The 12482-nt window shown below is 71.0% G+C and carries 12 protein-coding genes; 8 read left to right on the top strand and 4 right to left on the bottom strand.

The window, feature by feature from the left end:
• Nucleotides 1-1566: an NAD(P)-binding domain-containing protein gene (locus tag ACLQ3B_RS18965; RefSeq protein WP_425782051.1), complete on the bottom strand. Its 1566-nt coding sequence runs from the start codon at nucleotides 1564-1566 to the stop codon at nucleotides 1-3.
• Nucleotides 1556-3070 carry an aromatic amino acid ammonia-lyase gene (locus ACLQ3B_RS18960; RefSeq protein WP_425782050.1) on the bottom strand — a complete coding sequence of 505 codons (1515 nt, stop codon included), beginning with the start codon at nucleotides 3068-3070 and terminating at the stop codon, nucleotides 1556-1558. The genes ACLQ3B_RS18965 and ACLQ3B_RS18960 overlap by 11 nt, the downstream gene beginning before the upstream one ends.
• 63 nt (nucleotides 3071-3133) lie before the next feature.
• Between ACLQ3B_RS18960 and ACLQ3B_RS18955 the strand changes: the two genes are divergently transcribed.
• On the top strand, nucleotides 3134-4672 hold the full coding sequence (locus ACLQ3B_RS18955) for an NAD(P)-binding domain-containing protein (protein ID WP_425782049.1): 1539 nt from the start codon (nucleotides 3134-3136) through the stop codon (nucleotides 4670-4672).
• A complete protein-coding gene (locus ACLQ3B_RS18950; RefSeq protein WP_425782048.1) occupies nucleotides 4662-6053 on the top strand; it encodes a class I adenylate-forming enzyme family protein in 1392 nt (463 codons plus the stop codon). Before ACLQ3B_RS18955 ends, ACLQ3B_RS18950 begins: the two co-directional genes overlap by 11 nt.
• A 79-nt stretch (nucleotides 6054-6132) precedes the next feature.
• Here the strand turns inward: ACLQ3B_RS18950 and ACLQ3B_RS18945 are convergent, their stop codons facing one another.
• Nucleotides 6133-6255: a 50S ribosomal protein L36 gene (locus ACLQ3B_RS18945; protein WP_357071839.1), complete on the bottom strand. Its 123-nt coding sequence runs from the start codon at nucleotides 6253-6255 to the stop codon at nucleotides 6133-6135.
• Nucleotides 6256-6328: 73 nt separating this feature from the next.
• Between ACLQ3B_RS18945 and ACLQ3B_RS18940 the strand changes: the two genes are divergently transcribed.
• Nucleotides 6329-6724, top strand: a complete 396-nt coding sequence (locus ACLQ3B_RS18940) for an SdpI family protein (RefSeq protein ID WP_425782047.1) — start codon at nucleotides 6329-6331, stop codon at nucleotides 6722-6724.
• A gap of 63 nt (nucleotides 6725-6787) precedes the next feature.
• Nucleotides 6788-7714: a lytic polysaccharide monooxygenase auxiliary activity family 9 protein gene (locus ACLQ3B_RS18935; RefSeq protein WP_425782046.1), complete on the top strand. Its 927-nt coding sequence runs from the start codon at nucleotides 6788-6790 to the stop codon at nucleotides 7712-7714.
• Between the two features lie 27 nt (nucleotides 7715-7741).
• Here the strand turns inward: ACLQ3B_RS18935 and mgrA are convergent, their stop codons facing one another.
• The gene (gene mgrA / locus ACLQ3B_RS18930) at nucleotides 7742-8737 is read right to left on the bottom strand and encodes an L-glyceraldehyde 3-phosphate reductase (protein WP_425782045.1); all 996 of its coding nucleotides are present in this window, start codon (nucleotides 8735-8737) and stop codon (nucleotides 7742-7744) included.
• 113 nt (nucleotides 8738-8850) lie between these two features.
• On the opposite strand from mgrA, the gene ACLQ3B_RS18925 reads away from it, so the two are divergent.
• The 4 genes from ACLQ3B_RS18925 to ACLQ3B_RS18910 all read left to right on the top strand — a co-directional run bounded on the left by ACLQ3B_RS18925 (nucleotide 8851) and on the right by ACLQ3B_RS18910 (nucleotide 12448).
• Nucleotides 8851-9348, top strand: a complete 498-nt coding sequence (locus tag ACLQ3B_RS18925; protein ID WP_030331463.1) for a hemerythrin domain-containing protein — start codon at nucleotides 8851-8853, stop codon at nucleotides 9346-9348.
• 55 nt (nucleotides 9349-9403) lie between these two features.
• Nucleotides 9404-10648, top strand: a complete 1245-nt coding sequence (locus ACLQ3B_RS18920) for a sensor histidine kinase (protein ID WP_425782044.1) — start codon at nucleotides 9404-9406, stop codon at nucleotides 10646-10648.
• The gene (locus ACLQ3B_RS18915) at nucleotides 10645-11295 is read left to right on the top strand and encodes a response regulator transcription factor (protein ID WP_425782043.1); all 651 of its coding nucleotides are present in this window, start codon (nucleotides 10645-10647) and stop codon (nucleotides 11293-11295) included. Before ACLQ3B_RS18920 ends, ACLQ3B_RS18915 begins: the two co-directional genes overlap by 4 nt.
• Nucleotides 11296-11371: 76 nt before the next feature.
• Entirely contained in the window at nucleotides 11372-12448 is a 1077-nt protein-coding gene (locus tag ACLQ3B_RS18910; RefSeq protein ID WP_425782042.1) for a hypothetical protein, read from the top strand.
• Nucleotides 12449-12482 lie beyond the last annotated feature (34 nt).

Raw genomic sequence — 12482 nt, 5'->3', positions numbered from 1 at the left:
TCAGCCCTCGGCGCCGGCGAGGCAGCGACCCAGGAACTCGCGCAGCGGCCGCACGTGGACGTCCGGGCGGTCCCACTGGTTCTCCAGGTTCTCGGCGAGGTGGTGCGTGCTGACCACCTGGCCGTCGCGGTAGTAACGGACGACCGGGTGCAGGTACGCGGCGTCGTGCGCCTGCCCCACGACGTCCTGGGCCACCCGGGTCACGGTGATGTCGAACGGGTCGACCTGGTCGTGGTCGGGGCCGTACTCGAGAGTGATCACGAACGCCTGGTCGTGGTCGTGCTCGGCGGTGCGCAGGCCGGTCGACAGGAAGTAGTCCACCGGCACCTCCTCGTGGTAGCGGGCCTCGGGTCCGGCGACGGTGAGCACGTCGGCGAGGAACCCGAACTGCTGCCACAGGGCCGAGGTGCGGTTGACCCGCTCGATGACGGCAGTGGTCATGGCCGCCGGCTCGACGGCGAGCTTGTCGGACGGCCAGGCGGTGGCGTCGTACCGGCGGGAGAGGATTCGGTGCAACGCGCGTACGGCGTAGCGGAAGCCGTGCACGAAACCGCTCGTGGACTTCTTGAAGTCGCGTGCCTGGGAGATCGTCCCGGCGAAGAACAGCCCCGGAACGTTCACCGACTCCCATGCCTCGGTCTGTGCCGGGAATCGGTCCCTGATGGTGAGCTGCGGTCGGGCCGAGGAGTCGAATATCGAGTCGTCGAAACGGAATCCGGTGCACGCCAGCACCCGGTCGTAACGCAGTTCCTTCACGACCTCGTTCGCCCGCGAGAAGCTGAAAGCGACCTTGTAGCCCGTGCCGTCGCGCTCGATGCTCTGGACCGTGCCGTCGAGGATCGCGTTTGCCGACTTGAGCTGATAGGTGTCCAGGAAGTTGTTGTTCACCGCGCGCAGATGCCCGACGTAGTGGGTGCGCCACGCCATCCGGACCGAGCTGGGCCCCGCGAGGTGGATCAGCGTCGTGGTCTCCATGAGGTTCTCGGCGGTCTCGAAGGCGGAGTTGCCCTTGCCGATGATGAGCACCTTCTGGTCCAGGTAGTCACGTGGCTCGACGCTCATCACGTCGTACCCCTCGGCCAGTTCGAATCCTGGAATGTCCGGCTGGTAGGTCTTCGACACGCCGGTGGCGACGACCACCGCGCGGGCCTCCCAGCGCCGGTCACCTGCCTCGACCGTGAACACGTCGTCGTGCTTGGACACCCGGGTCACCCGGGTGCCGTAACTGACCTTGACGCCGGTCTTCGCCGCGAAGTCCGCGAGGTATCGCACCATCACGTCGGCGTCGGGGAAGTACCGCTCGGTGTACTGCGTGAACAGCAGCGCCGGGTCGTCGGTGAGCAGGGAGTTCCAGTCGAGCCGCAGATTCAGCTCGGGATCGTCGGTGCCCGTGTGTGGTTTGTTGATCGAGATGAGTTGGCGGTGCCGCGGATAGGTGGCGAAGAACGCCCCCGGCCCGTCGGCACCCTCCAACACCAGATAGTCACGCTTGCCCTCGGCTTCGAGCAGGGCGGCGAGTTGAAGGCCGGCCGGACCGGCCCCGATGATCAGGTAATCAAGCGTCACGGCGCTCACCGTACGAGTGGGAAATCAGAGAGATTTCAAGCTCTTCCAGAATGTCGGCTGTTCTTCGCACGTCGACGTCGAGCGGCCGGTCCGGGTCGATCGGTGCGATCTCCTCCAGGGCCCGAAGGGTGCGGTCACAGCCCACCGCCGTGGGCCGGCGCGCCCCGACGTGCACCGCCTGGCGCAGCCCGAGCCCGAGCGAACCGGTGATCAGGCGCAGCAACTCGGCCTGGTCCAGGGCGCGGAGCGCGGCCTGCGTGCCGAGTGGGATCACGTCCTGGTTGTGCAGGTTGGTGGGGAGGCTCTGCAGGCTTGCCGGCACCGAGTCGCGCCTGATCTCGGCGATCAGCGCGGTCGACGCCAGCTGGACACCCTGCAACCCGTGCTGCTGCCCTGGACCGGCCGCGAGCATCGGCGGCAGGCCGCCGTTGCGCCCGGGATCCACGAGCAGGTCGAGTTGGCGCTCGGCGAGGTTGCCGACCTGGGCGATCACCATGGTCAGGACGTCGGCGGCGAACGCGGCGGGTTGGCCGAAGAAGTTGCCGCCGTGCACGACCTTGTCGTCGGTCGGGAAGAACAGCGGGTTGTCGCTCACCCCGCCGAGGTCCGCCGACACGACGCCGTCGACATAGCGCAGGGCGTCCTCGGCCGCTCCGAGCAACTGCGGCGCGCAGCGGATGCTGTAGGGCTCCTGCAACGGTCTCGTGCCGGACTCTCGCAGGCCGGCGCAGACCGCCCGCATCGCGTGGCCGACCTCGATCGCGCCCGGGTGACCGTAGGCGGCGAGGAGGGCCGGATCGAGGAACTGTGGATCGCAGCCGAGCAGGTCGGCGAGCAGGCAGGTGAGCGTCTGCACCACGCGGTGTGCGGTGCGGACCCGGTCCAGGGCGAGGGCCAGCGCCGCCGTGGTGAGCGACGTGCCGTTGACAAGCGCGAGTGCGTCCCGGCCGTCGAGCGGCAGCGGCTCCAGGCCGGCCTTGGTCAAGGCATCCGCGGCGGGCATCCGGACGCCGTCCACGTAGGCGTGCCCGCGACCGCGCAGCGCCTGGGCGGCGGCACCGAGCGGGATCAGGTCGCCGCTGGCTCCCACCGAGCCGAATCGGGGCATCGCCGGCGTGAACGTCGTGCCGAGCATGGCCGCGAGCGCGTCGATCACGTGCGGCGAGACCCCTGACGCACCCCGGGCCAGGGACCAGGCGCGCACCAGCAGCGTCGCGCGCACGACATCCGGGGCGAGGTCCGGGCCCTGGCCCGCCCCGAGGTGAGCGAGGGTGTTGTCGGCCTGGTCGCGCTGGTCGGCTCGGCCCGCGTAGCCGACGAGCGCCCCGAAGCCGGTGGTGGCACCGTAGATCGCCCGGTCGTCGCCGAGTGCCTTGCCGAGGAACGTGCGGCCGGTCGCCACCCGGGCCCGCACCTCTTCGCCGAGCACGACAGTGACCGGGCCGGCCGCGACACGCAGGTCGGCGAGGCGCAGCGGCGCCGCCAAATCCACCTTAATCGTCATGGGAGCGGATGCTAGAGGCAATTTCTCAGAGCGCTCTGAAATTGCCTCAGTAAATTGCGGCGCATGACGCACGATTGCCTGATCATTGGAGCCGGGCCGGCAGGCCTGCAGCTCGCGACCCTGCTCGAGCGCGACGGTCACGACTACGTGGTGCTGGAGGGCGGCCCACGGGCGGGCACATTCTTCGAGACCTATCCCCGGCATCGAAAGCTGATCTCGATCAACAAGGTGTGGACCGGGTCGACCGATCCGGAGTTCAATCTACGGTCGGACTGGAACTCGTTGCTGACCGACGATCCGGAGATGCTCTTCAAGTACTACAGCACGCGCTATTTCCCCGCCGCCGAGGATCTCGTGCGTTATCTCGCCGACTTCGCGCGGGGTCTGAACGTCGTCTACGACACCCGGGTGACCTCGGTGTCGAAGACCGACGACGTGTTCACCGTGCGGGCCGGCGACCACAGCTGGACGGCCCGGAGAGTCGTCGTCGCCACCGGCGTCTCCCAGCTCTACCAGCCGCCGATCGAGGGCGCTGACCTGGCCGAGCGTTACGACACGGTAAGCGTGGACCCCACCGATTTCGTCAACCAGCGCGTGTTGATCATCGGTAAGGGCAACTCGGCCTTCGAGACCGCGGACGCGCTCGTCGAGACCGCCGCCACGATTCACGTCGCCGGACCGCACTCCATCAGGCTGGCCTGGCAGACCCATTACGTCGGGCACCTGCGCGCGGTGAACAACAACTTCCTGGACACCTATCAGCTGAAGTCACAGAACGCCGTCCTGGACGGCACGGTGGAGCAGATCAGCCAGCGGGAGGGCGGGGGATTCCGGGTGCTCTTCCGGTACGCCCGGACAGTCGAGAATCTGCGCGAGCTCGAGTACGACCGGGTCATCCTCTGCACCGGATTCCGCTTCGACGCGTCCATCTTCGCCGAGTCGGCCCGACCGGAGGTGGTCATCAAGGATCGGTTCCCGGCGCAGACGCCGGCCTTCGAGTCGGTGAACGTCCCAGGTCTCTACTTCGCCGGCACCCTCAGCCAGCAGCGTGATTTCAAGAAGTCCACAAACGGGTTCATCCACGGCTTCCGCTATGCCACCCGCGCCCTGCACCACATCCTCCGCGAGCGGCACCACGGGCAGCCCTGGCCGTCCCGGCAGATCCCCCCGACGCCCGAGGCGATCGCCGATTCGATAATCGCCCGGATCAACGTCAGTTCCGCGCTGTGGCAGCAGTTCTCGGTGCTCGGCGATGTCGTCACCGTCGAGGGCGACGCCGCCCGCTACCGCGAGGAGGTGCCGGTCGCCTATCTGCGGGACGCGGAGCCGGACGTGTTCGCGTTCCTTGTCACCCTTGAGTACGGTCCCGACCACGACCAGGTCGACCCGTTCGACATCACCGTGCCGCGCCCGGCCGAGAACGACGCGACCGCCGCGCACGACGCCAGCTATCTCCACCCCGTCGTCCGGGTGCTGCGCGACGGGCAGGTCATCGCCGAGCACCACCTGGCGGAGAACCTGGAGAACCAGTGGGACCTGCCGACAGTGCATCGGCAGCCCCTCGAGGTCTTCGTCAAGGGCGTCCTCGCCGATGCCCGCTGACGTCTGGCCACAGCCCGTCCTCGACCTCCTGGCGGCCGACGGGGACCGGCCGGTCTTCGAGGACGGGCCGACAGTCACGACCGCCTCGGTGCTGACGGGTCTGATCCGGCGCATCGCGGCCGGGCTGCGCTCGTCCGGCGCGGGGCCCGGAGTGGGTGTCACGCTCGACCTGCCGGTCACCGCGCCCGCCTTCGCCGCCACGATGGCCGCCTTCGCCGTCGGGGCCCGGGTGTCCGGGTGGCGTGCCGACCTGAGCCCGGCACAACTGTCCGGCTCCCTCCTGGTCGACCCGGCTCAACTGGCCGCGCTCGCCGCGCATCCCGACGACGGGCTGCCCCTCGTCGCGGCGGGACGGGCCGAGGATCCCGCGCGGATCATCTGGACCAGTGGCAGCACGGGTACGCCGAAGGGTGTGGTGCAGACGTATGCGGCGATGTCGGCGGCCTGGGTCCCGTACCCGGACCGATGGCCGCCGGCCATCACCGAACTGGCCCCCCGGATGCGGCGCTACCTGGTCTTCGGCTCGCTGGCCAGTCAGGTGATGCTGGAGTACGGCATCCTCGCCCTCGCGGCGGGCGGCACCCTCGTCGTGGCACCCCGGCCGGTCTTCCCGGACGCCCTTGTCGAACACCGGGCCACGGCGAGTGTGATCACCGTCGGCAAGCTGCACCAGCTGATTCGGGACCAGCGCGCCAACCCGGTGGACCTGCGGCACCTGCGGGCGCTGATGGTCTCCGGGTCGCCACTCGCGCCGGGCCGGCTGGCGGAGGCCCTGGACGTGCTGGGCCCGGTGCTCTTCCACGGCTACGGGCAGACCGAGACGTCGATGATCTCCATGGTGACCCCCGCCGAGATGCTGACCGACGAGACCACGCTCGGCACGGTCGGTCGTCCGGCCGTGGACGTCTCCGTTCGTGGCGGGGAGATCTACGTCCGCACACCCGCGCAGGCATCCTCGTACTGGCAGGACCCGGACGAGTCGGCCGAGGTGTTCGTGGACGGCTGGGTGCGTACCCGTGACCTGGGGGAGTTGGGCGCCGACGGGTACCTGCGGCTACTCGGACGGGCCCGGGACGTGATCATCGTCAACGCCCAGGTGGTGCACGCCGGGCCGGTGGAGCGGGCGCTCGCCGCCGATGCCGCGGTCGCCGAGGCGTACGTCGTCGGGGGTCCGGACGAGATGACCGGCGAGGCCGTGCACGCCTACGTGGTGCCGGTGGCCGGGAGAACACCCGATCCGGACGTGTTGCGCAAGCTGGTGGCCGTACGGGTGAACGATCTCGCGGTGCCGCGAACCGTCACGGTCATCGAGCGCGTGCCGCTCGCGCCCAGCGGCAAACCGGACAAGAGTCAACTCCCACGACCCGATCACCGGATGTGACGGGCGTACACGCCAAACCGCCCTGACCGGAAGACCCGGTCAGGGCGGTTGTCGACTGCATGTCCGGTAAGGGCGGGGGTCAGCCCTGGCGGCTCTTCCACTGCGGGTTGGCGCGGTTGACCACGACCACCCGGCCACGACGGCGGACCACCACCGAACCCGGCTTCTGCTTCAGTGCACGCAACGAGGTACGTACCTTCATGTCTGCCTCCTCGGTCTCAGCGGTTCCGAGTATCGAAACGCCGTGCCCACCCCGGGGATTCCCGCGACCTACGATGACCGTGCACGATGCGTGGGGAGGTGCCGAGGTGTTGCCTGGGGCGTTTGTGACCGTGGTCTACGCGTTCCTCGGTTGGCTCCTGGTGTTCACCGCCCGGGTGACGCTGCGACCATCGGTGAACAGGAACCGCAGCCCCGGCGTGCGGACACCGGCGACGATGCGGTCGGCCGAGCACTGGTTCGCGGCGCACCGGCGGGTCGCCCGGCCCCTGCGCCGCACCGGGATTCTGCTGGCGATCGCCGCGCCGCTGCCGATCCTGCTCGGGGCCGCCTTCGGCGACCCGCCGGTGATCGGGGCCGTGCTGGTGCTCGCCCTGCTCGTCGTGCCGTACCTGGCCTACCTGGCCCTTCTCGCCGATCGCGCGGCAGCCGCCGTCGACCGGAAACGGTGACCGACGGCCGACGTCGAACCTTTGCCCTCCGCTGGCCGTACCAGTGGGCGGGAGGTCAACCTCATGACCGTACGCCGGCTCCTCGCCACGGTGCTTGTCGCTGCCGCGACCGTGCCGCTGGCCGCCACGCCCGCCGCCGCGCACGGCGCCCCGACCGACCCGGTCAGCCGGGCGGCGGCCTGTGGACCCGAGGGCCGGTACGCGGCCACCAGCGCCTGCCGGGCGGCGATCGAGGCCGGCGCGGCGGTCCGGGAATGGGACAACGTACGGGTCGCCGCGATCAACGGTCGGGACCGGGAACGGATCCCGGACGGTGAGCTGTGCAGCGGCGGGCTGTCCGCGTACCGGGGGTTGGACCTGCCCCGCACCGACTGGCCGTCCACCGAGCTGAGCGCGGGCGCGAAGTTCACCTTCCGGTACCGGACCACCATCGAGCACCGGGGCACCTTCCGGCTCTACGTCACCACGCCCGACTACGACCCGCGCAAGAAGCTGACCTGGGCGGATCTGGAGTCGCGTCCGTTCCTGACCCGGACCGACCCGCCGGTGCGGGCCGGGGCGTACCAGTTGGCGGGTCGGCTGCCGGCGGGCCGCAGCGGCCGACACCTGATCTACACGATCTGGCAGAACTCCAACACCCCGGACACCTACTACTCCTGCTCGGACGTGGTGTTCCGTGGCGCCAAGGCCACCGCCGCCCCGCCGAAGGCCGACCCGTCGAAGGCCGCCGTGACGAAGAGCGCGCCGCGTACCACCGCGAGCACGCCGGCCGCCACCGGGTCGGCGGTGGCCGCGGCGGCCGACCCGGGCGTGCCGGTGGCGTCGGTGACCGACCTCGGCGGCCGGTGGCCGGTGCTGGCCGGTGCCACCGCCGTGCTGGTCCTGGCGCTGCTGATCGGTGCCGGACGGCGACGTCGCGGCGCCGCCGCGCCGGTGGGCCGGCAGTGCGAGGTGCGCAACCACCGGGCCGGGCGGCGCCGGATCTGGTGACCCGACCCGCCCGGGACCCGACGGCGTTCAGCCGAGGTGGCGCTCGATCTCGGCCAACTCGTCGGCCGTGAAGTCGAGGTTGTCCAGGGCGGCGATGTTCGTCTCCAACTGCTCGACGCTGCTCGCCCCGATGATCAGGCTGGTCATCCGCGGGTCCCGCAGCGCCCAGGCCAACGCGAGTTGGGCCAGCGACTGGCCGCGCCGCTCGGCGACCGCGCCGAGCCCCCGGATGGTGGCCATCTTCTCCTCGCTGAGGTCGCTCTCGTTGAGGAAGACGCTCGTGCGAACCCGCGAGTCGGCCGGGATGCCGCCCAGGTAGCGGTCGGTCAGCAGGCCCTGGGCCAACGGGCTGTACGCGATGCAGCCTGCGCCGACCTGCTCCAGCGTGTCGAGCAGGCCGTCGGACTCGGTCCAGCGGTTGAGCATCGAGTACGACGGCTGGTTGATCAGCAGCGGCGTGCCCAGCTCGCGCAGGATCGCGGCGGCCCGCCTGGTCTGCTCCGAGTTGTAGTTCGAGATGCCGACGTAGAGGGCCTTGCCGGAGCGGACGACGGCGTCGAGCGCCCCCATCGTCTCCTCGAGCGGGGTGTCCGGGTCGAACCGGTGCGAGTAGAAGATGTCGACGTAGTCCAACCCCATCCGGCCCAGCGACTGGTCCAGTGACGAGATCAGGTTCTTGCGAGAGCCCCACTCGCCGTACGGGCCGGGCCACATCAGGTAGCCGGCCTTGCTGGAGATGACCAACTCGTCCCGGTACGGCTTCAGGTCGGTGGCGAGCATCCGGCCGAAGTTCTCCTCGGCCGAACCGGGCGGCGGGCCGTAGTTGTTGGCCAGGTCGAAGTGGGTGACACCCAGGTCGAAGGCGCGGCGGACGATGTCGCGCTGCCGTTCGAACGGGCGGTCCGGGCCGAAGTTGTGCCACAGGCCGAGCGAGACGGCGGGCAGCCGCAGGCCACTGCGTCCGCTGCGCCGGTAGGTCATGGTGTCGTAGCGGTCATCCGCGGCGAGGTAGGTCACGATCATGAGCCTAGCTCCGGTGCAGCGTGCCGAGGATCGGGAGTGGAAACCGGGACATCAGGGTAGTTTCGACGCAAGGTTGCGTGCCCGGTTCGCCGGCCAACGGGAAAGTGAGCACAGTGGACGACATCACCGCGCTGATCCTGGACGACCACGCCGCCTTCCGGCGTGGCTTCGCCCGCCTCGACGACGCCCGCGACGAGCAGGAGATGCTCGCCATCTGGGACGCCCTCGCCCTGCACCTGGACATCCACGCCGAGGCCGAGGAGGCGATCCTCTACCCGCACCTGGTCAAGCACGGCGACGACGGCGAGGACGAGACGGCCGACGCGATCGGCGACCACAACAAGATCCGCGACGCCATCGCCGAGGCGAAGCTGCACCCGGTCGGCTCGGATCAGTGGTGGGAGGCGGTCGGCACGGCCCGCCGGGAGAACAGCGAGCACCTGGCGGAGGAGGAGGACGAGGCGCTGCCCGACTTCCGCCGGCACGCCAGCACCGAACTCCGCGCCGAGCTGGGCCAACGCTGGCTGACCTTCTACGGCGAGCACAAGAACGGTCGCAACCTCCCGTTCCGCGACAAGGACCCGCAGCAGTACGTGGCCGACCACCGCTGACAATTCCCCGACGCGGGGGAGTCGCCGGGACTGGTCCCGGCCGCAGAATGGCGGGGTGATCCTCCGAGCGGCGCTGGCCCCGCTGGTCGCCGGCACCACCTGGCGACGCGGCGTGTTCCTGCTGCTCGGCGGCGTGCTGGCACTGCCGTACGGGCTGCTCGCGGTGACCTTCGCCCAACTGCTCGCCGACTCGGCGATCCCGCGCCCGCTGGTCTACGTCCTGCTGGTCATCGCCGTGCTGATCGCTGTCGTCCCGTTGCTGGTGGACGGCAGCCGGGCGTTGGAGATCGCCGCCGTACGGGCCCTGCTCGGCGTCGACCTGCCCGACCCCGCGCCCGGGCACCACGGCGACCGGGAGACCCGGCTGCGCAGCGCGCTCTGGATCGCCACCCACCTCATCGTCGGCGCGCTGGTGATGCTCGCGCTGTTCAGCGCACTGCCGATGGCGCTGGCGTTCATCGCCCAACAGTTCGGCATCGGCACCGAGCTGACCAGCCGGGAACAGTTCGGGCCACTGGACGGGCAGGACAGCGGCTGGCTGACCCTGACCGGGGTGCTCCTGCTGGTGGGCCTCGGCTACGCCGTCGCCGGGCTCGGCGCGCTCGCCGGATCCATGGCACCTGTGCTGCTCGGCCCGGCCCAGGCGGAACGGATCGCCGCCCTCGAAGCACGGGCCGCCCGGCTCGCCGAACGCAACCGCCTGGCCCGGGAGCTGCACGACTCGGTCGGTCACGCGCTGACAGTGGCCACCCTCCAGGCCGGGGCCGCCCGCGAGGTCCTCGACACCGACCCCGAGTTCGTCCGGCGGGCGCTCACCGCCATCGAGGACGTCGGACGCAACGCGATGGACGACCTCGACCACGTGCTCGGGCTGCTCCGGGAGAACGGACGCGACAGGCCCGTGGTGGCGCCGCAGCGTACCCTCGCCGACCTGGACCGACTGGTCACCGACGCGCGCGCGGCCGGCCTGGCCGTGCACGCGCAACGCGCCGGTGACCCGACGCGGGTGCCCGCTGTGGTCTCCCGGGAGGGCTACCGGATCGTCCAGGAGGGATTGACGAACGCGGCCCGGCACGGCCACGGGCCGGTGACGGTACGCCTGGACCTGCGCAGCGACGCACTGGAGCTGGAACTGGTCAACGCGGTGCGCCACCCCGACCGGACCCGGCTGGGGCGGGGCGGTCGAGGCCTGGACGGCATGCGGGAGCGGGTGCTGCTGCTCGGCGGCCGGCTCACAGTGGGCCCCGACGGCGACCGGTGGCTGATCCGGGCCCGCCTGCCCTACGAGGAGACGACATGACCACCGGAGTGCTGATCGTCGACGACGACGAGCTGATCCGGGTGGGGCTGCGAGCCATCATCGACGCCCAACCCGACCTGCGCGTTCTCGCCGAGGCCGCCGACGGGGCCGAGGTGCCGCCGCTTGTCGCCCGGCACCGGCCCGACGTGGTGCTGATGGACGTGCGGATGCCCGGCATCGACGGCATCCAGGCCACCCGGCACCTGCTGGCCACCTCCGCCGACCCGCCCCGGGTGCTGGTGGTCACCACCTTCGCCAACGACGAGTACGTCTACGAGGCGCTGCGCGCCGGCGCCTCGGGGTTCCTGCTCAAACGGGCCCGGCCCGCCGAGGTGGTGGAGGCGGTCCGGGTGGTCGCGGCCGGCGAGTCGCTGCTCTTCCCGGCCGCGATCCGCCAACTGGTCGGGGCGTACGGGCCGACCGGCGGCGACAGGTTGGATCGCGCCCGGCTCACCGAACGGGAGGCCGAGGTGTTGCGGTTGATGACCACCGGCCGGTCCAACCCGGAGATCGCAGCGCACCTGGTGGTCGGGGTGGAGACGGTCAAGACGCACGTCGGCAACGTGCTGGCCAAGCTGGGCGTCCGTGACCGTACGCAGGCGGTGATCGCCGCCTACGAGTCCGGCTTCGTCACCCCGTCCGGCTGAACGGTCCCTCCACCGGGGGAGCGGGTTCACCGCCGGCCGGGAGGGAATCCGGCGGTTGCCCGTCGAGGCTGGGAGCATGACAACGATCACTGCCTCCCCACCTCGTACCGACTCCCGCTGGCCGGACCGGCTGGCCCCACTGGCCGCCGGTTGGCTCGGCCTGTGGGGCGTGCTCGCACTGATCGGCACGCTCACCGGCGCGGGCTACCCGTTCGGCCCGAACGACCCCCACGGCGGCGACGTCAGCCTGCTGCGCCTGGTGCCGGTGGAGGTGGCCACCCCGCTCTTCGCCGGCGTACTGCTCACCGCCGCGGTGACCGCCCTGGCCATGAGCCGCCCGGCGGCGCGCCCGCCCGGCCCGCTGCGGGCGCTGCTCGCCGGCTACGGCTGGGCTGTCGCGTTCGTGCTCGTCCTGGTCGTGCCGGACGTCCGGGTGCTGGTCGTCCTCGGCTACCTGCCGATCCTGATCGTCGGTGCGCCGTTCGGGTGGCCGCCGGTCGACTACGCCGACGTCTTCAACTGGGCGCTGTTCGGCCGGTTCGCGGCGCTGGCCGGCGGGCTGTTGCTGGCCGCTGCGGTGCTCGCCTGGCAGCGCCGTACCGCCGCGGCTTGCGTGGGCTGCGGCCGCAACCACACCGACCGAGGGTGGACCACCCCGGCCGCTGCCACCCGCTGGGGCAGGTGGGCCGCCGGCATCGCCGCCGTCATCCCCTTCACGTACGCGTTGACCCGCTTCGCCTGGGCGGCCGGCATCCCGCTCGGCATCTCCCGCGAGTTCCTGACCGAGATGCAGGACAGCGGGCTGGTCTGGGCCGGGTTCGGGTTGGCCGCCTTCGCCACCGTCGGCGCGATCCTCACCCTCGGCCTGGTGCAGCGCTGGGGCGAGCGGTTCCCGCGCTGGATGGGCGGCCTGGCCGGTCGGCGGGTGCCGGTGAAGCTGGCAGTGGTGCCGGCCACCCTGGTCGCCATCTCCGTTACCGCCGCCTCGCTGGGGTTGCTCAGCAACCCGAAGTTCTGGGAACTCACCGGCGGGCTCAGCATCACCGGGGCGCCGATGCTGCTCTGGCCGGTGTGGGGCGTGGCGCTCGGCGCGGCCACCTACGCGTACCACCTGCGCCGCCGCGGTGCCTGCCGGCGTTGCGACCGGGGCTGAGGCTGGTAGTGGGGGTGCCCCCCGATGCCCGGGG

Origin of the sequence: Micromonospora sp. DT53 (assembly GCF_049841535.1) — a bacterium.
Lineage (GTDB): Bacteria > Actinomycetota > Actinomycetes > Mycobacteriales > Micromonosporaceae > Micromonospora.
The sequence above is the reverse complement of the archived record's forward strand: the minus strand, read 5'-3'. Positions and strand labels throughout refer to the sequence as shown.